The sequence below is a fragment of the Bradyrhizobium sp. LLZ17 genome, from assembly GCF_041200145.1.
In the GTDB taxonomy this organism is placed as follows: Bacteria; Pseudomonadota; Alphaproteobacteria; order Rhizobiales; family Xanthobacteraceae; genus Bradyrhizobium.
In genome coordinates this window covers 6,390,491-6,412,045 of sequence record NZ_CP165734.1, presented here as the reverse complement: position 1 = coordinate 6,412,045, position 21,555 = coordinate 6,390,491, and the positions used below count along the sequence as shown (strand labels likewise).

The window sequence follows — 21,555 nt, the reverse complement described above, 5'->3', positions numbered from 1 at the left end:
GCGTCGGTGCCGCCTGACCGAAAGCCCAACCGATCGCTCCTGCATTGACGGTTTCATCCGCGGAGCCGGAACAGGACTGGCGTGTATCGTACTCCGTCAACCAGCTCCATGGTGTGGCCGGAATGGTCGACGAACAGCTTCTGCCGGCGAGATGGACCTGGGGACAGGATGGGCTTGAGGAGGCCGGCCCATTCCTTGATTCCTTGTAGCATTCGCAAAACCACGAATAGCTGAAGCAGTCGGAGTTAGGCAAAAAGACCAAAGTAGCCGGGTTGCAGACTGTCAGCGGTGCGCGCCTCCTGGTTACCCCGATCGCAATCGCTGAAATAGCGATCACGATCCGCTGGAAACGGTGATCACGATGCTCTGGAATGGGCGATCACGATGGCTTGGAATCCGTGATCACGAACGGCTGGAACACGCACATACCGGGCGCCCCGTCGACCTACCACGCTACTAGCGTCGCGAAGTGGAGCGATGCCGTCAAGTTGTCGGGTGCGCGACAGGCAGGACACCGCGCTGATCTACGCTCGCAAGCGAAGGGGCATGTCAAGCAGTTGGAGAGATCTGCAATGCCGCAACCTGACGCAGCGTTTGATTCACGCATTTCTTCCAGCGCCAATGTTGCGATGCAGTTACAGCAATTTGCGTGCACGTTGTTAAGACGCACCAGGCTCGGGGGCACTCAAGACATGGGAATAGAAATGAAGAACTTGTTGCTTATGACAGTCAGTACCGTGGCGCTTGCTGCGGTGGCCCCCGCATTCAGTGCTGATCTGCCTACGCAACCCATCAGCCCTCTCTACACCACCGCTCCGGGACCTGTCGCGGCTGCAATCTACGATTGGAGTGCTTACTATTTTGGCGTGAACGGTGGTCTGAGCTCAGGCGCGAGTTGTTGGGAGTACCTTGGCAGCACGCCCGAGGGCTGTCATCATCCGACAGGCGGTACCGTGGGCTTCCAGATCGGCTATCGATGGCAGATGGGCCAGATCGTGCTGGGTGTTGAGGGCCAGGGCAACTGGGCTGATTTGACCGGCTCCAATCACAGCATCGCGTTTGCCGATACTACCAACCAGACTAAGATTGACGCGTTCGGTCTCATGACGGGGCAGATTGGTTATGCCTTCGGGAACAACGTACTTTATGGCAAAGGCGGCGCCGCAGTCACGAGCAACATCCATCAGATCAGCTCGACCGTGGCAGGAGCCGGTAGGAAAAGTGACGTTCTTTGGGGCGGTGCCTTGGGGGTCGGTTTCGAGCACGGCCTCGCACCGAACTGGACGGTGGGCTTCGAGTACGACCACCTGTTCTTCCAGCCCCGCACGGAGAAATTCAGCGGGAACATTGGTGGCGCCGATCGCATCCGCGAGGGTCTCGATCTTATCACGGTACGGGTCAACTATAAGTTTGGCGGTCCGATTCTCCTTAAATAATTGATCCGTAGTTGTGTCGATGGCCCCGGCCCAGCCGGGGCCATTTGAAGGAAAGCATGGCCCGCTCAGAGCCCGGCCATTCAGGCAATTCAGACGTGAGATTCAAGCCCCGCCTGCGCGATCCCGGCCCTTCGCCTTTCGCTGGCCTGCGACCCGATTACGGCTGACTTTCGGTGTCGAGTGTGCTCAGCGCTGAGCCGGCGGTTCCCCGCCAAGTGCTGCCGAGCTTGCCGTCCGGAGAAGGAGGCGCTTACCCTGGCAAGGCGGCAGCCGCAAGCCAAGCAGTATCATTCCCGCGGCATCGACGCAGGTTCCGAGCTCGTCGCCCTTGCGACTACCCCTGTCCACAGGCAGACGAGATCGTCGAACACAGCTGCCTCCGCTGAGGCGGCCACGGCAAGATCCGCCTGCAAGCGTTGAGGACATAATAGATCGGCTCATCCGCGTCTGTCGCGAACCCGGACGATCGGCAGCTCGGCTTTCCAACATCTCACCGGCACGTCCGATCTTTCGGATCACTCGGCCTCGCCTGCTTCGGCTACTAGCGGCAACCGAGCAGGCGAGCACCCTGCCCTCCGACATCGCCGACATCGCCGACATCGCACGCGAAGCGCCGATGCGGATCGAGGAGAAATCATCTGTGCCGCGGGCGGGACGCAACGACGTCAGTGACAGCCGCGGACACGGGCGACCTCATGATGAAGCAAGGCGGCATCCACAGCAGGACTGACCCGAGTTTCTCCGGCCAGGACGCCATACCCCTCGCGCTCAGATGGCATCGCTGCCGGGCGCAAGCTCCATGGCCGGCAGACCTCTAATCTCGCGTCGCCTTGCAACCCGCCGAAACCCAGGCGGTCAGCCACGCCGGAGCGCGGGGAATAGGTTTGGAGTTCATTCTCGGTCCTTCACACCTCGAAGGGGGTTCTGCAGTTCGCACCCGTAGCAAGTACAACAGGATTCCTGCAGAGTCCGTAGCGCGAGACGCGTCAAGACAGTTGGATCCGTTGGATCCAAGTGACCTTGTGCGGCCAGAGCTAATACCTTTTCGGCGAGGCACGCCTTCAACGAAGACGACCGGTTTGCTTCGGGCACCATCCCGATCGCATCGTCCAGAACACCTCGCAACAAAGCGCATAGTTTGGTTTTCGGTGTCATGCCGCCAATCCAAAAACAACGGAGATCTGGCCGACCTCGGCTCCGGCCCGCCTGGCCGGTGGCCCCCGGAAAGCCATGCGGAATAAACCTTCTTCCCTCCAGGGAGCGGGGGGAATAAGGGAGACGGCCGAGCCTACAAGTACAAGAGCTAGGTTTCGGTAATGTGACAGTTCGTGCTCCGCTCATTCTGGATGCATGACAGCTTAAGAAAGCATCCGGCGGATAGGTCCTTTGGTTTTCAAGTCAACGCTTGCTGACGCTATCAACAAAAGTTCGTAACATTTGTGAGGATCGCCGAGCCGTGAATTGGGCAGCCTTAGTGGATTGCTTGTTCCGATCGCGCCAATTCCAGCTTAGGAGTTCGTCGCGCCTTTGAGCCGGATGTGCGGCGCGGTTGCTATACTCGGCGAGCCACGCTTGTGAATCCACTCTGTTCAATCTGGCGGTCATGTTCACGGTCAGAGCTCCGGCTCGGCGGAAACGGATTGGTCCGCAGCCTCAGAGTTGTCACATCCCAGTTCTGGTAGTTGAAACGCGACGCAACATCATCTTGAACTCTTCTGGCACGGTTCATAGTTGAGCTTACGAGTGATAAGAATTTCTCTTCGAGATCATTTCGGCGTGCTCCGGCCAGCCCAGCTTGTCGCCGTCCAGGATCGCTGGTTCGAGTGGCTCGATATTCGCACCCAAACTTTCGCCCAGCTGCGCGATCCAGTGACGCTAGAACGAGCTTGGGTGCCACTGGGCTCGATTACCGTTCCGCCAGAACCAGAATGGACACCGACACATCCGGCGGTCACCATGGCTCACCGCCCCACGTAATGTCCCCTGTTTAGCACCCTATTCCACGGAGCGGATCAAGTTTGAAACATCCCCGCGTGGTCGTTCTGGCGTAGTCAGTCAGTGTCCAGTACCATGTGCGACACGATTATGATGGCTCGCGGGACAACACCGTTGAGGCGTGTCTGACTCACACTGTCGAACTTACGACGCGCTGGTACTTATTTGTAGAGCTAGGCGGTGTGGACTCTGAGAACCCATTTCCAGGAGCACTCTTCGGTGTCATGAACCCGCCGGCTCGACCGCAGGTCGAACGCGATGCGGCTGCTTTGTAGCTTACCCGCGGCGGCTGTGATGGCCGCTACAGCCATCCGCCGCCCCTTTGCCTCAGTCCGCGCGCTGCAACAGCGCGCTAGCCGTCATCCACAACAACACGTCACGGGGGTTCCGATATGCAGTTGCTAAGTTTCTCCACGCCGAGCGCCATTCTCTCGAGTGCCCCTTCTCACAACTTAAGCAATTCAGCAGCGTTGCAACCGATTGACACGGAACGGAAGGTCAGGTGTCCGTCAACTCCTCTACAGCTATAGGAATCATGTGGCTTGCTTCCTTATATGTCTCGATCGACGGCAGTGGCTCCCCGTGGAGCTTTGATTCAAAGCTCCGCAGCCGCTGATAGATCGAGATCAGTTCGACAATCGTGCTCCACGAGTTGACGAGATACTGAAACGAGGTTCGCACTTGCGTGAATGCGTTGAGGATTTGATTCATCGCGCCGAGGGTGATCTTGCCTGCGATGATCGTGGGCGCGAGCAGGAGGTAAGGAAATATGACGTCAGTCTGCAAATAGACGATCCGGCCGATATTGAAGTACATGAAGTTCAGATAGAGCCGGAAGTAATTCCTGCGAATGTCGCTAAACAGCACGCTTAATGTCGGAGCATTGGCACGCGCCCCATCATCCTCGCCGAGCACCAGCTCCTTGCGATAGGCCGCTTCGACCCGCTGGTTGAAAAATTCGATTCCGGGCAGACGGATGCCGATAAGCGCGAGAACGCCGGTGCCCAGGATCGACCAGATGACTGCGGCGAACACCAGCGGATAAGGAATCGAGCCGAGCAGAGGCAGCTCCGTGATGTTACTGGACAGCCTCACCAGAACCGGCAGGAAGGCCAAGAGCGTCAGCACCGCGCTGATGAGATTGACGCCCAGACCTTCCATGGTGCTGGCAAAACGCATGGTGTCTTCCTGGACACGCTGGGAGGCGCCTTCTATCGTGCGCAGCCGTGGCCAGTTGGCGACATAGAAATCGTTCATCGCCGTGCGCCAGCGGAAGATGTAGTGGCTGACGAAAAATCGTGTCATCACGCCGACCACGACGGCCACGAGCGCGATGCCGGCAAAGGTCGACAATTCGTTGTAGAACTGCTCAACCGTGACCGGCGCCGACTTCGAAAGCGCAGCCTGGATCATGTCGTAGAACGGTCCATACCAGCTGTTGATCGCGACCGAGACCTGGACCTGAAAGTAAGAGGTGAACAGAATCAGCGCGGAGCCAAGAATGGACCACGTCGCCCAGGGATGGGGGGCAAATAACATCCATGCCGCCGCGAACACCGTGACGGTCAGCGCAAAATAGAGATCAAACCACAGCGCCGAGGCCGACCAGAACGTCGCAAGCCCGACCGGCTTGTCCGGGGCTTGAAAGAGATTGCCGGCAAATCCATACCAAAACGCCATCGCCAACGCCGTCCAAAGAATTGACGACGCAAAGAACAACTTTGGTCGAGGGAAGAATGAAACGAACATGCTCGCTGTCCTTTATCGACTTAGACTTCAGCTCAGAAGATGAACTCGCCGCGGTCTGGCTAACTCTTCCTGACGTCCGGTCACCCGCCAGTCGCGTCGCACGCGCGATGCCTGAAAGGCCCCGGTCTAGCCGGGGCCTTCCGATTCACCAGTCCGACTTCAGATCAATATTTGAGCAGAATCGGGCCGCCGAACTTATAGTTGAGCCGCGCAGTCACAAGATCGAAATCCTGACGGATGCGGTCGCCGCCCAGCGAACCAGCAGCCACGACAAAGTTCACGTCGGCATCCCGCATGAACAAGTGGTCGTACTCGACGCTTACCGACCAGTTCGGCGCGAAACCGACTTCGATCCCGGCGCCCACAGTAGCACCCCAAGGGCTGCTATCAGCGCCCGCAAACTGCGCGCCCGTGACTGCGGAGTTGACTCGATACGTGTTGCTCGCCACTGCGACGCCGCCCTTGGCGTAAAACAGTACGGTGTCGAGCGCATAACCGATCTGCCCAGTCATCGTACCGAACGCATCAATCTTGCTCTGGTCGACATCGCCGAACGCAATGCTGACGTTGGATCCGCTCAGATCAGCCCAGTTCCCCTGACCTTCAACGCCCAGCACGATCTGGCCGATCTGCCATCGATAGCCGATCTGCCCGCCGACGGTAATGCCGGTCGCATCGTGACAGCCCTCAGGGGTGCGCCCATTGTAGTCCCAGCAATTCGAGCTTGAGCCCAAGCCGCCGTTCACACCGACGTAGAGGCCGCTCCAGTCGTAAATTGCAGCCGCGACAGGCTGCGGAGCTTTGGAGTAGAGAGGTTGGACGGGCTGCGCAGCCAGGTCTGCACCGGATGCGGACGCAATTGCGCCAAGCGCCACAATGCTCACAGTCGTAAGCAAGAAGTTCTTCATTTCTACTCTCATGTCTTGAGTGCCCCGAGCCTCGTGCGTCTTAACAACGTGCGCGCGAATTGCTGTAGCTGCGTCACAACATTCGTGCCGAAAGAAATGCGTGAACCGGACGCTGCGTTAGGTTCTGCGTTGCAGATCATTCCCAAGTGTCTGCCAGTGCTACATGCCGTGAGCGTAGATGACGCAATAATGAGCGAACTAGCGGCCGCCGATTCAGCGGAGTAGGCGTACGGCAAGCCTGAGGCGGTTTTTGTGATTTGCTATTTTGCGGAATTGATTCGTGGACAGCGCACAAGCTGCCTACATGTCATCTTGGCTCGCCTGACGATCTCAGGGCAGCTATTTCGCTTGTGTTGCAGCCCAGGCAAGCGCGCTTCCAGCCAGGGATGAGCAACGAGCCGCCGGCGATCCCGACGGCATGCCCGTTCGATTCTTCCTCAACATCCTTGGGACCTGAGCCGATGGTTGGAGCAACAGATTTTTTGCGCTACTAAAACGAGCCGAGGCCGCTCTTCGCGGAAACGTATCAAATTGTAGCGATTTCGCGCCCCCCTTCAAGCGTTACGCAAAGACTTCGGAGGGTCCCCGGGATCTAGAACCAAGCTCATCTCCCTGATTTTGGCATCGATCTTCTCGATGACGGCGGTCGGAACGACATCCCGCTCCGGGAGATTCCACCAATGATCGTTCGCGGACGAAACGACTTCCTCGACGGCCGAGATGACCGCCGGTTCGGGCAGCCGCGCCCGATTGGCAAACTTTCGCCAACGGTCCGGCGTAAGACCCTTGAACGATTTCTCTCCTCCCAACGACAGGGCCATATTGTCCTTTGGAAAATATGCGGTGGTCGATAGGACGTCGTACACGGGGGCGATCGCCGGCGCGCAACCGTCGCCCGGGTATATCGTGGACCAATTCTTCAAGTGCATGTCGCCGTTGCCGACAAGCGCGGCAAGGGCTAGTCGACGAACAAATTCTAGTGCGGCTCCTGTCGATACCGCCACATTCAGCGCGGAGGCGATGTCGTGGTACGAAGCGTCATCGTATTTTTTGGATGGCTGGCGGCCGAAGATTTGAGCGAAGTCTTCGATGTGAATTCGGCGGCCTGCGGGTCCTCGGTCGAAACGCTTCACCAGCAGGACCTTGCCGGTCGACAGGGTGTTGAACTCTTCGGGTATTCCCTCGAAATCGGATTTTTCTACAAGCTCGCGTTCCGGTACATCCATTCCGAGGGCCTCGGATAACGCCAAGATCGCGAACTCGTTTTCCGACAATCCTATCAGATTGGTCGAAGGAAATTTCGCGATGTACTGACCTTGCTCGTCGCCGATTGGCAAAGTCAGGCCGCCCCCCTTGCCCGTGTTCTTCGTCACAGACAGCTTCATCTGAACTCCCGCCAAGGAAAACCGAGCTTTGATCTCGCCTGGATTTTCTCGAGCCGCTATCGTAGTGCCGCCGTCGCTCGGTAGGACGCGGACCGCGCCTGGCAAGTCCGCGCCGAGCGCCGCCAATAGATCAAAGTCGTTTCCCTGCCTCACGACTCCCGCATGATGCTTTTCCATCGCCTCGCGGAGCTTGTCCTCGGGCAACATGTTTGCGAAGAACGCCGGCAGCATGTGCGCTACAGGCTTCGGGTCCTTACGGAGGCCACCATGGACGGAGCGCAACGAGAGGCTCAAGATCGGAGGCCTTTCCATGGCTCGATAGGCTGGGTCGAGACTGAAGGCGTTGAAATCGCCTGGCGTACGCACGACCGTTCCGACCTTGAGATCTTGAAGAAGCACGTCGAGCGACTGGATGGTATTAGGGGCGCGGACCTGGGTAATCATCATCATCCGTGTCGGTTGTGAATGCCGGTCGGTCTTCGTCGTCGGAAGGGCGAAGCAGAGCGTTGACGCCAGGGACCATTGCTTGTGGGATCAGCATCAACTCCATGCCGAGCGCGCGCGCGACGTTGATAAGCGTGTTCGCCCGCGCAGCAGCGTCGCCTTGTTCGATATCCCGGTAACGTGGCCTGGAAATGCCTGCGCGTTGGGCCACCTGCTGTTGAGTCAGGCCCGCTTGTTTCCTCGCGTCACGGAGGAGCCGTCCTAGCTGGTGGGTCGCTTCTGAGTCCCGCTCCATGATCTGTTTTCTCGCGTGATCTGTTTTCATATCTTTTGGCTCTCGAGAGACACGCAAACGTATCTTTTCTTAGACCAAATAGCAAGCTATAGATCTGTCTACGTGTCTTTTGATGCGCCGGTGATCCCCAACCGTACCTTTTTTGTTGAGCTAAAGGTCCAGCCCGGATGACTGCAATGCGGGACAGTCGTGTCTTGCCCATGAGCCGAATGCCGCCCAAGAACACGCGCACAAGTCTTGCCCTGGCAATTCGGAATTCCCGCTCCGCGCTAGCTGCCCGGGAACACACCCTCGGCCGAAAGGGATTCGCCTCGGCAGGAGCGGTTCGATGCTGGAGTGGTTCAATGCTGACAGAGAACCGCGGAACCGGCAACGACCACGAGAGGGTCTTCGATCATGGGCGCAGCCCGAAATGGCTAGCGGATATGGGTGTGCCGATCACCGACGGTGGCACGCTGGAATGCACGCCCTGCCCCCGATACCCCCATGTCGCTCGGGGCCGATTTTCGCTCTGGTTCCGAGACTTTGACCACAGCGTTTTGAACGACGAACCGTCTGATTTTCCGAATTCATCTATTGGATGCCGTGTCGGCTGCGGTCGAATTGATTGTGGAAGGATACGCGCCGCTAAGAGATCGGCGGCTTTAGAAGACCTGCGCAAGCATCGCCGACCACTGGCCGTCGATCTCAAGGCGATTGACGGCTTCGATTGCAGCCGGTCAATCAGCAGCTCGAGGAGGAGATCGCCGCAATCAGAATCGGGCCTTGCAGGGTTTCCCGACAGCGGTCTCCGCCTTAATCAGGGCAAAATCCGCCTTGAGCCAGCACTCCTACAAATACATTTGGCCCTCGAATTCTGCGGCCGGCGGGAATGCGCTCGGCCAATGTGCCCTGAGGAACGAGTTTCGATCTGAGGGCGTGGTACTTTCTGGAGAAACGCGCGCGAATTACTGCCGCATGCTCTATCAATGCCGCGAGACCGACATGACCGTTGCCGTCATTGTTGTTCACTGGTGTGAGGTGCTTGGGGCGCCCCGACGCATCGAATCGCACGAGAAGCGCATGGATCAGCTCGACCGAAGCGCCCGCGCCTCCGAAACCGCCAATCATGACCGTCGCGCGATCGGGAATGCCGCAACTGCCTGCGCGAGCCTGGATACCGTCTTGTTCATCACTCTCTTGCTGCGCTCACTGATCGATTGAGATTCACTCAACAAGCCAGACGGGATCTCTCAAGCGGATCGAGAATCAAGAACAAAACTGCCCGACGCGGGGGACCGGCGGCTCACAGGCGATACGACGAAGCTCAAAACTTGGCGAACTGAGCCATCGTGCTGTCGAACACCCGCTTGGCTCGTCGAGCTCTAACTTGCGGTGGCGCGCCGACAAAATCTCCGTTCCATAGACGCCCCTATAGCCGCGCCAGTCGCCAATCGGGCCGTCATCCTTGACGTAGTTTCGCTGTCCGCTGTGACCAAAGCAGCCGATGAAGTCCGATTTGTATTCGTTCTTCGCCGGCTTCTGGTTCATCCGGCTTTGGACTGTGCAATTGAGCCGCCGGGTTTGCCGCAGCCCATTTGCTTTAACTTATGCCGCCATGATGACTTGATTTCGTTGGCGCGCTGCAAGGCAGAGGCGTGAATGAGGCGGCAGATTTATCTATGCCCCTCCATAGCGAGCCGCAGCGACTTCGGGATGCGCTGCGCCTTTCCAGCTGAGATAAACGCTACCCGTACACGTGCTGCGACGAGGAGATCGTCGCCGCGCCTGCATTCCTGCAGCAAGGCAATCGACGCGCCCCTCACCTCTTGCGGGACTGTGACGACGTCAAGAATGTCATCCAAGACCGCCGGTCTTAGAAAATCGATTGTCATCGAGCGCACAACGAAGGCAAGACCGGGCGCATCGTTCTTGGCTTGTTTGAGTAATGCTTGCTGATTCGTTCCGAGCAAGCGCAAGTAGTTTGTTCTGCCGCGTTCCATGAAGCGCAAGAAATTTGCGTGATAAACAATCTGGCCGGAGTCGGTATCTTCGAAATAGACCCGGACCTGCATATGATGGCGGCCGCCGCGAATTTCGCCATCAAGAGAGGCTGTCACGGTGTGCTCCCCTTACTGCCCTTTGAGGACCCATTGTCTCGCACAAACGCGCGTTCCAGAGCAAGCGCCGATGGGCTTTGGCTTTGTTCGCGCAGTCGGAGCTCCGGCGCACCGCCGCGTGGGTGCTGCGCGTGCCCTCAACAGATCAACAACTTAGAAGCTCGGCCCCATCTCCGGGGTGATGACGAACTGTCCTTTTGGCCTGCGATTTGCCTGGCAGGGTGGCGCTGGCACGTCAGTTTTGGATCTAGAGAGGTCCGGCACCGGTATTCACGATTGCTGCTGGACCTCGGGTCGATCAAGAAGCTACTTGTAAGAGGATTGGCGGATGCGAAACAATCGGCGATCACACGGACTGTGGGTGCTGACTGCGCCACCAGCGCCACAAACTGCTCCACTTACCGATGAAATTGCAGCGGATATCGTCTTGATTGGCGGCGGATATACCGGGCTGTCGGCGGCCCTTCATCTCGCTGAAGGTGGAGCGCGTGTCGCGCTTTTGGAGGCGTCTGAAATAGGATTCGGCGGGTCCGGGCGGAACGTCGGGCTCGTGAATGCGGGCATGTGGCTCATGCCTGAGGCGCTTCCGGCCGCGCTCCGCGCGCCTTTTGGAGAACGGTTACTTGAACAGCTCGGCCGCGGACCGCAGACGGTATTCGAGCTCATCGAAAAGCACCACATCGAATGTGAAGTCGAACGTGCCGGCACTTTCATTGTGCGGTCGGACGTAAGGGCTTGGAGGAGGTTGAGGCCCGTGCCGAACAGTGGCAGAAGCGTGGAGCGCCCGTCTTGGTGCTAAACGCGGAGGCAACACGCAGCAAAGTAGGCGGTGGCGACTACACCGGCGCGCTGCTCGATAAACGAGCGGGCACCATACAGCCATTGGCTTATGTGCGAGGGTTAGCGCGGGCCGCGCTTGCGATGGGAGCCAGGATATTTACGCATAGTGAGGCCGTCATGGCGCAACAGAATGGTTTCCGCTGGAGAGTCGGCGTAGAGGCCGACTGGGTGGTCGTCGCGACGGACGCTTATAGCAAAGGACTTTGGTCTGAGGTACCGCGGGAACAGATCGACTGCCCTATTTCAACTTTGCCACGCCCTCTCTGCCCGATGATCTGAGAAAGTCGATCCTGCCTGAGCGGCAGGGTGTGTGGGACACTCGAGAAGTCCTCTCTTCATTTCGCCTCGATCGCTCCGGGCGACTCGTGTTTGGCAGTGTTGGTGCGCTTGAGGGGATTGGGCGATCTATTCACCGCGCTTGGGCCCAAAGATCGTTGCACAAGCTTTTTCCAGGACTTCGGGGCGTCCAGTTTGAAACGGGCTGGTTTGGCATGATTAGAATGACCTCGGACAACTTGCCCCGGCTTCACAAGCTGGACCGCAACGTCATCAGTTTCAGTGGCTATAACGGCCGCGGAATCGCACCAGGCACTGTGTTTGGCAGTGTTTTGGCTTCGTACGTACTGGGGCAGATCGCGGACAACGACCTGCCGTTGCCGGTCACTGCTGTTGAAGCCCAGCGCTTTCGTGCAGCGCAGGAAGCGTTTTATACGGCGGGCTCCCAGGTTGTTCACCTGATGGATTCCTGGTTCTGATCACCCCAGCAACCCGGTTGGCTCAACAAGCTGCCCTCGCTCGAAGCATGCCGGTGCTCCTCATGTTGTTATGATGTGTTCAAGGGCGCCGTCATGGAACTTAGGATACGGCCTGGCGATGAAAGTACCGAATAGCGGGAAGGGCCCATATAGCAGCCACTCATCACCACGTTCCGATCTGCCGCACGATCTCGAGCTCGTCGCTTTCGGCACCCCCTGCTTCGGGTCAGACAATCGGATGGTGAAAACGACGAGCGTACGACGGGTGACGTTCATGAGTCGAGCTGTCGGTTCTCCGCCGAATGCCAGTCCGCACCGTGGAGGCGGATCATCTCCCGACGGGACCGCTCGATGAATGCGCGCTCAACGCAAAAGGCGGCAGTGACTGAAGCCCGCTTTAAAAGGGTTTCTGATGAGACACCGGCGCGAAGGCCCACCCCATGGCCGGCATTGGAAGCGCTTATGAATTGACGTCAGGGCGGTCTGAACGGGAAGAGCCAGCCTGTGAGGCGAGTTCTGCGCACTTCGTTTCGCTGAACCCGACTGGAAACTCTCTTATGATGGATTGGGGCAGCTTCGCCTACGTGCCTTATGCCGGCATCGTAGTGCCAGTATGCCAGCGCGGCTTTGTTTGGGTGTCATAATTAATCCTTGCGCCGAGCGCGTGCGCGGCGAAATCTCTTCGGAATAATGAGGTTGAACGCAAAATGAGGTATCCTCCCAGCGACTCAGGGGAGGACGGGATGGCTAAAACGTCGATACTTGATGGGTTTTCGGACACGGTGAAGGAGCTTGCGGAGGGTGCTTCGGCAGCGGCGGCGGAAGCCTTCAAGCCCGATCCCAAAGCGGTTGTCGGGACCACCAACGAGCAGGTCTATACTCCTGAAGCGACCGACGCTGCAGCTGTGCCGCCGCCGACCGTCTCCCGGAAGAAGAAGCGCGCGCCCGAAAGAGCGAGCAAGACGGTCGCAGCTTCAAAGACTAAGAAGGCAGTGCCCCCGGCGAAGAAGGCGTCCAAGAAGACAGGCAAGAAAGCGATGAAGAAAATCGCTCCGAAAGAGTCGGCTAAGAGCCCGTCAAAGAAGGCTGCGAAGAAGAGCAAAAAGTCGAAGCGTGTCTGATAACCAACATTGACTTCACGGCGCCTGCGTCCTTGCGAAAATGGCCGTCCATCAATAATGAGCGCGTCCCTAAAGCCTGGGGCGGCGTTCCCTACCTGATCCGTAACGGCACGTTGGACGAATGTATGCGGGAGTTTATGGCCAAGCCCGAGGCCCAACGCCACCTCTACGAGATCCACACAAGACCCCAGCCACCGTGGGTAACCGAGGTCTTGCAACGTGATCATCTTGTTGAACTCTCGCGACTGCGAGATTTTCTTTAAGCTCCCCCCGAATAAATTCTTAGGTCATCCACGAAGATTGGCAAACAGCGTGTGAGAGGCATATGACCGGCACTGGAGCTGTGGGTACACACGTCGACCGAGTTGCGGTATCGTACACGTTATTGGGTGACAAGCTGACAGTGCGATTTCCTCACGCGACTTGCCGTCCCGCCCTTAAGGGTGAGGTGGGGGGTCGCCCCCGGGAAAGCCTGCAAAGTGTCCTATTAGGCAATCTGCGCCCACTGCATCGGCCCGCCGCGGGTGCGAACGAGATTCCGCTATGGTAAGGACGAACCTGCGTCGGGCGCGAGATCAGTACTACTCGCGATTGTTTTGGAAGCATGCCTGCTTTTCATCCCCACAAGCGCCATGCATCGGCCGCCAACAAGCCAGAATCACAGTCGCAAATGGAATGTGTCGAGGATATCTCGGTCGCGTCGTCTTCGTGTTGCCGATCGAAGCCCCTGACCCCGCTCCATCGCTCCTCCAGACCCCCAGCCAAAAGCGATGGAGCGGGCTTTGATCTATTTGCGAGCGATCCTATCAAGCGGACGCTCGACATCCTAAATCAAGCTCCCGTCGGGTCGGACATTTGTGGTTTCGCTTTCTCTCAAACTAAGCCGCGCGGGCGGCGCGATATTCGGCGATTATCCTTGAAATAAGCGCCTTCAGAAATGTCTGAGGACTTGGCCTCGCGGTAACTTGCCTTGCCGTCCTCGCCGACCTCGACCACCTGAATCAACTCGGCGCCATGCCCTTGCGTGATTTTTAACAACCATGACGCGCCACCCCTTCGCTCTATCGGCGACATGAGCGCATTAAACTCGCGGTCATGCATGTCGGGGCGCTTTGCAAACTGCTTCGCGCTACCTGCACCCCGGCGTCCGCTTCGGCAACCACCGCTTCCATCTCACTAACGTCAGCAATCTCTGCGCTGTAGTGCAATTCGAAGAACCGGCTGCGACTTTCTCGGCTACATCAGCAAGGCGGCCCGTGAAGTCGCTCAGTTCGGGCTCGGCCCAGTATTGCTTCAAGCAGCATTGCACTCTTGGTTGTGAGCGCAACGTTTGCAGGGCCATGGGATCGAGGCTGCGCAAATATGCACGTATCTCTTGGCGCCGCATTTCCGCCAGTGGTTGCTTTCATCGACAGCCTTGATCTTCATCGCGTCGCGGCGCACTGGTCATGTGGCGCCGATTAGCCGAGCCTGCAGCAAGTCGAGCTTGGCGCGTCCGTACATTTGGCGCTTGACCAGTCTGAGCTTGGTGATTTGGCCTTCGGTCTGTCCGTTGGACCAGGACGTCGTGATCGCTGCGCTGACGGCGGCCTTGTCCTTGATGACGCCGTTGGCGAAAGACATGACGAGGCTTGCGCATGCTCGTTCCAACCATGGTTCAAGCTCTCCGTGGGCCTTCTTGCGGATCATCGCATGGAAAGCGGCTATGATCTCTCGAGCTTCCACCAGGAGAGGAACGCCTTGCTCAATCGCCGCAATGGTGACGGTCTCTGACTTTGATAACGTATCGCGGCCATTGGTCATCAGGCGCGCGATCGTTCTCGCGGATGGTACGCGCTGCAGGTTCTGAGCATCGGGCGTTTCGGCACGCCGACGGCATGTCGCCCATTCGGCAACGACCCGCACCGAGCCTCTAAATCCCTGCGCCTTGAGGCGACGCCAAAGGTCGGCGCCATTACAATGGCCAGCGGCCCACTGAACATCCAGCCATGGCAGGTAGTGCTCGAGCGAGCTCTCGCGCACCCTGAACACGTCGGATCGCTGACCTCGCAATACCCTGCGGATGAGGCCCCGGCTATGGCCGGGGAGCGATCTCCTTTATGGAGATGCCCGTCTCAGCCTGTTTGAGGATTGCCGCGTTGGTGTCTTCTCGCCGAAGATAGCCCTCATATTGAATGCGCTCGGCGGCGGTCAACAAGCTGGGATTTATGGTGGCGGAGCCGACCGCGAGACCTGGCGCATGGATTTGCGAACCGCATCCAGGAAGGCGTGGCTGGCGTTCTCCATGAGGTGCCAACGGTCGGCGACCTGGGTGGCGTGCGGGATTGCCTTGGCCGCAGCAAGGGCGTAACCACCGCCGCGGTCGCGCGCGACCACAGCGATCTGTGGCTGGCCCGCGAGCCAGGCCCTGCGCAGTGGCTGGCTCTCTGTCGGGTAAGAGAGTGATCGGTCGTCGCGGCTCGAGGTCACAGATGATCGTTCCGTACCGCTGATTGCGCCGCCAGGCCCAATCGTCGATGCCGATAACGCTCGGCGCAGCAAAGGGCGGACACCCGCGCTTTCTAACCACCCGAAGCAATGTGTCGTTGTTCACGGGCAGCATCGACGGGCAAAACTCGCCGGCGGGCGACCACCCAAGGCAAGCCCAAGGTGATGGACGATCAGATCGAGCCGGGTCGTTCGCCGCGCCGAACACCTTGGTTTCCCCCGCCGCTATGGACGCGGTGCCCTGCTGCGCGTCGCCCATTTGATCACCGAGCAGAACGGCGGATCCGGAGCTTAAGGCCGATGCGATAACCGTCAGCGCGCTATAGGACGGCAGGCCAATGCTTCTGCGTTCGTACGTGGTGAGCCTGTCAGTCATTTTGAATTTCTCAGGTGGTTGGTACTCCCAGTCATCGATCCATTTCTGGCGATCTTGCAGGTGGCAAATGCGTTGCGCGGGCAGATATTCTGGCGGGAATTGTGCGAGGCCTTTAGCCTCGTCGCCCTGCCCATGCATTTGGATGTAACCGTTGACGTAAGTGCGGTGGAAAGGGCCGCGTCCCCAACCCGGATGATGATCGGACCCGAGGCGTATTCAGCGAAGCTCGAGCCTGCAAAGGACCGCGAGTGCTCGCCACGAAAGATCGGTTCGCGGTCCTCAAACCGCTGCTTGCTCAGGCAGTCGCCTTCTGAAGCTCGACTTTCCCATGGCAACCGGAGCGTCTTCAGCGCGAAGGCCTCGTGTCCAAGGAGAGCCGCTCGCGAAAACTCGCAATGGCGCCTCCGTCATATTCAACATTTCGTGTTGTCGTGTTCAGCCGTATCCTACTGAAGACGTTAATGTCGGAGACCAGACACTGAGGCGCGAGTGTTCCGTCGCCGGAGCCGGAGAACATGGTATTGCCCTCTTCATGCGAGGCTCGCAAATGGCTTTGGTGGCACGTGGATTGCTGGGACACCGTAAAGAGCCCGTACGATCATGACGGCCTCGCAGTCGCCCGGCCCAGGGGTCAAAATGACACTTGCTCGATTGATCGCGGGTGTGTCAATCGTCTCCATTCCCGCCAGTATTTGAACTCATCTAGTGAGTCGATGCCCAGGTAGTTCGGTGCTCCTATACGTAGCGAACGACGCTGACACCCGCACGAATCCATGCTTAAGGTCAGATCATGAAACCGGTTCTCGTCTTCGATTGGAATGGAACACTGCTCGACGACGCCTACGCACTGCTCGAAACCACCAATGCAATACTAGATCGCTTTGGTCGCACAACGATCGACATGAAGACTTTTCGGGAACATTGCGACGTTCCGCTGTCTCTTCTTTTTCGCAGCCTCGGACTATCGCAAGACGAGCTTGCGACGGTGGATCGCGATGGGAGTGAAATGTTTCACGACGCCTACGAGGCTCTTGCGGGCAGAGCCGACCTGCGCGAGGGTGCGCGCAGAGTCTTGGAGTTGGCGCGCCGAGAAGGGGCTTCGTCCATCATCGTGAGCAACCATATAGTCGACCCTCTGCGCTACCAATTGAGAAGACTTGGAATCAATGACTGCATCGACGATGTGCTCGCGTTTGAAAGCCGCGACACGCAATACAAATCGACGAGCAAAGGAGAGCGACTTCGTCTATACATGCAGAAGAACAACTTGAAGCCGGCGTCAACCTTCATTGTCGGCGATATGCCGATCGAAACGGATATTGCACGGAATCTCGGACTGATAAGTATAGCCATTACCGGGGGATTTGTTTCCGAGGCGCGCCTGCAAGCGGCGCATCCAGACTACACGATTAACAACCTTCATGAGCTGTTGCCAATCTTACGAAGCCACGGTTTTTTCGGAATGCACAAATCATGATCGCCGAAGAATCACCGCACAGCGTCGATAAAAGCTTGATCATGTCGTCCATGTTGAACGAGTTTGTCGTCCGTGAAGAAGAACGCTGATTCAGGCTGGATTGATCGCCGGCTCCGTGAGGGGTGCGGTCAGGATTTGCCACAACAAAATCCTGAGCCAGCGGATCAGGCGGCGGAAGTTGTAGCCGGTGGCGGCGAGGATGGCATTGGTTGCGTCCCCGTGCCGGAACCAGAGATAGTTTCGGCCCATGCGATGCTCGGCTTTGAGGTGGCCGATGACGGGTTCGACGGCGGCCCTGCGGCGCAGCTCACGCTCGATCTGCGACGTCACGCCTCGCTTCTGCCCCGAGAGAAAGACCCTGAACTTGTACTCGGGCGGCGCGTTGTGGCCGCGGTAGCCCTTGTCAGCGAGAATGCGCGTGATGGTGTTGCCGACCATCGCCTCCATGTCGGGGATGACGGTTTCCAGGGTGTGGCCATCATATGGATTGCCGGGCAACGCCTTTATATGGGTGACGAACTGGCCGCCCTTGGCGTGGCCGATCGTGGTGGCGACGGAGACTTTGACGCCGAACTCGTAAGGCCGATGGGCCTTGCCCTTGCCGATGCATTCGACCTCCGGTGCATGCAGGGAATAGACCTTCGGCCCACGTTGACGCTGCTGCTGCTCGTGGACGCGCCGCGCCAGCAATAGCAGCTTGGCGAAGGCAGCTTCGAGCCCGCTATTGCCCTCAGTCTTGCGGCCGATGTCGCGAATGACACGGCCCAGATAGGTGCGTAGCTTCTTCAGCATTCGGTTGGCGCGCTTGAACTGCTTGGCGTGGGCATAGCGCTGATGCCGGATCAGGGCGAACTTGCCCACGCGCGCATAGGATTGGCGTAAACCTACCCCGTGACGCTGCGCCAGCCGTACCAGCTTCTCGCGCGCCCGGTTCAGAAGCTTCGCATCGGTGGGGAACGTCACGTTCTTGGGCTGAACCGTGGTGTCGACGATCACCCGAGACAAGTCAGACGGCTTGATCGCCTTGGTCCTGGTCGCAACCGACAGGCTCTCCTGCAACAACGCCTGCAGCCGTTCCTCGCCCATGCGGTTGCGCCAGCGCGTCAGCGACGAGCGATCGAACACCAACTCGTGCTGGAAGAACTCCTCACCGCAGAAGAACTGGTAATAGGGATTCTCGACCCAGCGCTCACACAGCACCTCGTCAGACAGGTCGTAGGTATGCTTGAGGATCGCCAGTCCCGCCATCAATCGCGTCGGCAGTGGCGGGCGGCCGGGATCATCGGTGTAGACCTCGCCGAACCGCTCCTCCAGGAAGCTCCAATCCACCGTGCGGCCCAGCGCCACCAGCGGATGCTTCATGTCAATGATCTGATCGAGCCGAGAGCGGAACAGATCCTGCTCTCCCGTTTCCCGCCGTTCCGGTGGCCGCATCTGGTCCTCGCCAAATCGCTCCGGGCCAGAGAATCACAAATCAAGTTTGCAAGGAATCCCCTTCCGAAGACCCGATTCTCGGCAAACCCGATGACGCTAATGCGCCGCTTCCAGATTCCAAATCAATGACTTGGGAATTCTTCACGGAGGACAGTTTATCTCGGCGATTCGGACTCCGCCTTCGACATCGCACGCGTCGCATGGCTCAACCGCGCGACGCTCTTCTTGTTTCAGTCGCGAGTCCAGCATCTGCAATACCGAACCGGTGATCCGGTACCTGCCGCACTCGCGGCGTTCCAAGCGCCGTAGTCGTCACCGCGGGCTTCGCGGCGACGCTGGAAACGCTCGCGCCGGCGGTTCGCTCGTTCCGAGGGCTGGGCAACGATGGCACCGGCCAGGCCGTCTCGACTGGGACTTTCCCCGTCGGCTCGTTTTGGCCTCGGCGCGCCTCCATGGTCTCGAGCACAACTCGCCCTCTCACCGTGATTTTCCAACCGCCGTTTTGGCGTTCAACGAGGCCGTGAGAAAAAATGTCCAGCCCGGGAACGCGCGCGGCCAGCCGTTTGGTGCGCTCGGCCCATTCCGGGCCGCTGGTCGCGAGGATTGCCATGTCGCGCTTGAGGTCCGCCATCACGCCAAATCCTTGGGGTAACTCACCAGGATCTTCAAGACTGTGACCTGGAAGTTCACTCCGCACCTCGCCCGATCAACGCCACATGATGACGCTAGGGCCAGGGCTTTACGCCCGATCTGCCGCAGCAGCTTCGGCGTTGTTTCGTCGGTCTTTGCGGCCTCGACGATCTTGGAGGCCACGCGACCGCCGCTCTCCTTGCGCGGAAGCGTCTCGCAGACCTCGTCAAGTACCGCTCGCGATAGAGCGGTCGTGGTGTATTCAAACATCGACGCCTATCCTACCGTAAGTCTTTCGACCTTTGGATTCCCGCAGTTGAGGTAAACTCTGCCGCGCTGCGCACGAGGGCTCGCGCTCTACTCTTCTACCGCGGCCTTGATTCTGATCGATGCGGACTCAAATTGGTAGGCCGAGCTGCAGCTCGGCCTGGGTTCGCCCTGGCGTGAAGGCAAGAAGGCGGATCGGCTTTGGAGCGGGTATCTCGTTTGAAAGGAAGACGACCGACAAGTGTTCGAGCTCGCTGCGGCTCGAAATCGGGACGCGTCCCGTCCTGCTCCGCGCGATGATCTCGCAATCGTTGAAACCTCACCTTCAGGGTGATCGTCCGGCCACGCGAACCTTTGTCCTCGAAGTGCCTCCAGACCCTCTCGACGGAGCGGCTGTGCCTTCGTGACAACAGGAGTAAACGCCGAGGTGTCGACACCCAGTCGAAGGCGATGCCGGTGATCTTGATGACGCGGCGCCGCGTGCAACGCGTCCGCAACTGACTGAAAGCGCACACTGCAAATATCAGTCTCCTCACAACGGGCTCAGACGTGGACGCTACCCGATGGTAGCAGACGGACTTTCTACATCCCCCCGGCGCAACAAGGTCACGAATTAGCATATCCATCACGTGCCGCGACGCAGCCTTCTTCAGCCGAGCGATTCGGTCGTAAGGTCGGGTTGGAGCGGATCTCGACTTCGGCATGAGAGGCCGCCATCATCATTCAACATTCCGCGTTGTCGCGTTCAGCCCTGTCCGGTTGAAGACATTAATGTCCGGGACCAGACACTGAGGCCCGAGTATTCCGCCAGCGGACGCGAAGCACATCGCTTTGCGCTGTTCAAGGAGGCTCGCAAATGCCTTTGGTGGCACGTGGATTGCTGGGACACCGTAAAGGATCTGTACGACCATAGCGGCGTTGCAGTCGCGGGCCCAAAGTCTAGATCCGAGCATTTTACGCATACTAAACCGCGGGCAACGCGTGGACGAGGTAGTACAACTCGTACAATTGCTGAATGAGATGGGCGTTGAGAATCTCTCGCTCGACCTCATGTATGGATTGCCGCAGCAAACGCTCCGTAGCTGGTACGACTCACTTATCGGCTTACTGGATATGGGGATAGATAAGTTCAATGTATTCCCCTTGATGTTTCAAATCCACAGACCCGTGGCGCGCTCATCTTGGTCAAGCCTGAGATCTGGCCGCCGGTTCTCAGCGACGAGAAGACATAGTCGGACGTGTCGCGTTGGGAATGTTTCGCAGCCGCAAGCAGCTCGCCAACGAGGAGAGTACGTGGCGAGCGGAGGTGTGGTGCAAGCCCATGTTGGTCCATTCCGCGTCGAAGGTGATGCGATCATCCGGTCGCGCGTTTGGATTTTGGATAGTTCTTTGCGACGGAGGCGCATTATGGAAGGCATCTCATGGGCCGATCTCAACGGGGATGAACAACGCGCCATTGCATTGGGAGCCGGTCTTTCCATTGAACTGTGCAGCCCCCTTGCTCTCCTGATGCTAGGTCGGCTCGGTTTGACCAAAGGGTCTCATTTGACGGCTGCTGGAGACAATTTGCGAAGAGAGGCCGTTTCGAGGGGGTGTCGCTGGGTAAGCGGTTCGGTGTCAGTCGATGACGGCGGGTGTGGGAATACCAAACGCAATCGAACTGATTGTGGACGGTTACGTTCGCTTGAACAATCGGTGGGCCTCAGTATGCTGCGCTGGAAGCTGGCGGTGGACCTAAAGGCACGTGCAGGTTTTGATTTCCGGACAACGTCCAGCAGATCGAGGAAGATATCGTCGTGATCGAGGCGGGGCTGGCGCGGTTGGATGGTGCGGGGACCAGCTAACCTCCCCGAAGCC

At 58.6% G+C, this 21,555-nt stretch carries 13 protein-coding genes and 3 pseudogenes; 4 read left to right on the top strand and 12 right to left on the bottom strand.

The window, feature by feature from the left end; all coding sequences use genetic code 11:
• Positions 1-704: 704 nt before the first annotated feature.
• The gene (locus AB8Z38_RS30790; RefSeq protein WP_369726648.1) at positions 705-1,436 is read left to right on the top strand and encodes an outer membrane protein; all 732 of its coding nucleotides are present in this window, start codon (positions 705-707) and stop codon (positions 1,434-1,436) included.
• A 2,493-nt stretch (positions 1,437-3,929) separates the two neighbouring features.
• Here the strand turns inward: AB8Z38_RS30790 and sbmA are convergent.
• The 7 genes and pseudogenes from sbmA to ybgC all read right to left on the bottom strand — a co-directional run bounded on the left by sbmA (position 3,930) and on the right by ybgC (position 10,311).
• Positions 3,930-5,180, bottom strand: coding sequence for a peptide antibiotic transporter SbmA (gene sbmA, locus AB8Z38_RS30785; protein WP_369721374.1), 1,251 nt, complete (start codon positions 5,178-5,180; stop codon positions 3,930-3,932).
• A gap of 164 nt (positions 5,181-5,344) precedes the next feature.
• Positions 5,345-6,088 carry an outer membrane protein gene (locus tag AB8Z38_RS30780; protein WP_369721373.1) on the bottom strand — a complete coding sequence of 248 codons (744 nt, stop codon included), beginning with the start codon at positions 6,086-6,088 and terminating at the stop codon, positions 5,345-5,347.
• 554 nt (positions 6,089-6,642) lie between these two features.
• Complete coding sequence (locus tag AB8Z38_RS30775) at positions 6,643-7,923, bottom strand: type II toxin-antitoxin system HipA family toxin (protein WP_369721371.1); 1,281 nt, start codon at positions 7,921-7,923, stop codon at positions 6,643-6,645.
• Positions 7,892-8,212: a helix-turn-helix domain-containing protein gene (locus tag AB8Z38_RS30770; RefSeq protein WP_369726647.1), complete on the bottom strand. Its 321-nt coding sequence runs from the start codon at positions 8,210-8,212 to the stop codon at positions 7,892-7,894. Before AB8Z38_RS30770 ends, AB8Z38_RS30775 begins: the two co-directional genes overlap by 32 nt.
• An 833-nt stretch (positions 8,213-9,045) precedes the next feature.
• Positions 9,046-9,384 (bottom strand): annotated as a pseudogene (locus AB8Z38_RS30765) (CoA-transferase); the annotation flags it as partial.
• A 76-nt stretch (positions 9,385-9,460) separates the two neighbouring features.
• On the bottom strand, positions 9,461-9,742 hold the full coding sequence (locus AB8Z38_RS30760) for a hypothetical protein (RefSeq protein ID WP_369721370.1): 282 nt from the start codon (positions 9,740-9,742) through the stop codon (positions 9,461-9,463).
• Between the two features lie 125 nt (positions 9,743-9,867).
• Positions 9,868-10,311, bottom strand: coding sequence for a tol-pal system-associated acyl-CoA thioesterase (ybgC, locus tag AB8Z38_RS30755; RefSeq protein WP_369721369.1), 444 nt, complete (start codon positions 10,309-10,311; stop codon positions 9,868-9,870).
• A 328-nt stretch (positions 10,312-10,639) separates the two neighbouring features.
• Between ybgC and AB8Z38_RS30750 the strand changes: the two are divergent.
• Positions 10,640-11,906, top strand: a pseudogene (locus AB8Z38_RS30750) (NAD(P)/FAD-dependent oxidoreductase).
• Positions 11,907-12,649: 743 nt separating this feature from the next.
• A complete protein-coding gene (locus AB8Z38_RS30745) occupies positions 12,650-13,027 on the top strand; it encodes a hypothetical protein (RefSeq protein WP_369721367.1) in 378 nt (125 codons plus the stop codon).
• A gap of 873 nt (positions 13,028-13,900) precedes the next feature.
• Here the strand turns inward: AB8Z38_RS30745 and AB8Z38_RS30740 are convergent.
• Both AB8Z38_RS30740 and AB8Z38_RS30735 read right to left on the bottom strand, forming a co-directional pair.
• The gene (locus AB8Z38_RS30740) at positions 13,901-14,128 is read right to left on the bottom strand and encodes a hypothetical protein (RefSeq protein ID WP_369721365.1); all 228 of its coding nucleotides are present in this window, start codon (positions 14,126-14,128) and stop codon (positions 13,901-13,903) included.
• 345 nt (positions 14,129-14,473) lie between these two features.
• Positions 14,474-15,715, bottom strand: a pseudogene (locus AB8Z38_RS30735) (ISL3 family transposase); the annotation flags it as partial.
• Positions 15,716-16,680: 965 nt separating this feature from the next.
• On the opposite strand from AB8Z38_RS30735, the gene AB8Z38_RS30730 reads away from it, so the two are divergent.
• Positions 16,681-17,367 carry an HAD family hydrolase gene (locus AB8Z38_RS30730; RefSeq protein WP_369721364.1) on the top strand — a complete coding sequence of 229 codons (687 nt, stop codon included), beginning with the start codon at positions 16,681-16,683 and terminating at the stop codon, positions 17,365-17,367.
• A 90-nt stretch (positions 17,368-17,457) separates the two neighbouring features.
• On the opposite strand, the gene AB8Z38_RS30725 is transcribed toward AB8Z38_RS30730, so the two are convergent.
• The 3 genes from AB8Z38_RS30725 to AB8Z38_RS30715 all read right to left on the bottom strand — a co-directional run bounded on the left by AB8Z38_RS30725 (position 17,458) and on the right by AB8Z38_RS30715 (position 19,701).
• A complete protein-coding gene (locus AB8Z38_RS30725) occupies positions 17,458-18,801 on the bottom strand; it encodes an IS5 family transposase (RefSeq protein WP_369721363.1) in 1,344 nt (447 codons plus the stop codon).
• Between the two features lie 205 nt (positions 18,802-19,006).
• Entirely contained in the window at positions 19,007-19,432 is a 426-nt protein-coding gene (locus AB8Z38_RS30720) for a hypothetical protein (protein ID WP_369721361.1), read from the bottom strand.
• Positions 19,432-19,701 carry a hypothetical protein gene (locus AB8Z38_RS30715; RefSeq protein WP_369721360.1) on the bottom strand — a complete coding sequence of 90 codons (270 nt, stop codon included), beginning with the start codon at positions 19,699-19,701 and terminating at the stop codon, positions 19,432-19,434. The genes AB8Z38_RS30720 and AB8Z38_RS30715 overlap by 1 nt, the downstream gene beginning before the upstream one ends.
• Between the last annotated feature and the right edge of the window lie 1,854 nt (positions 19,702-21,555).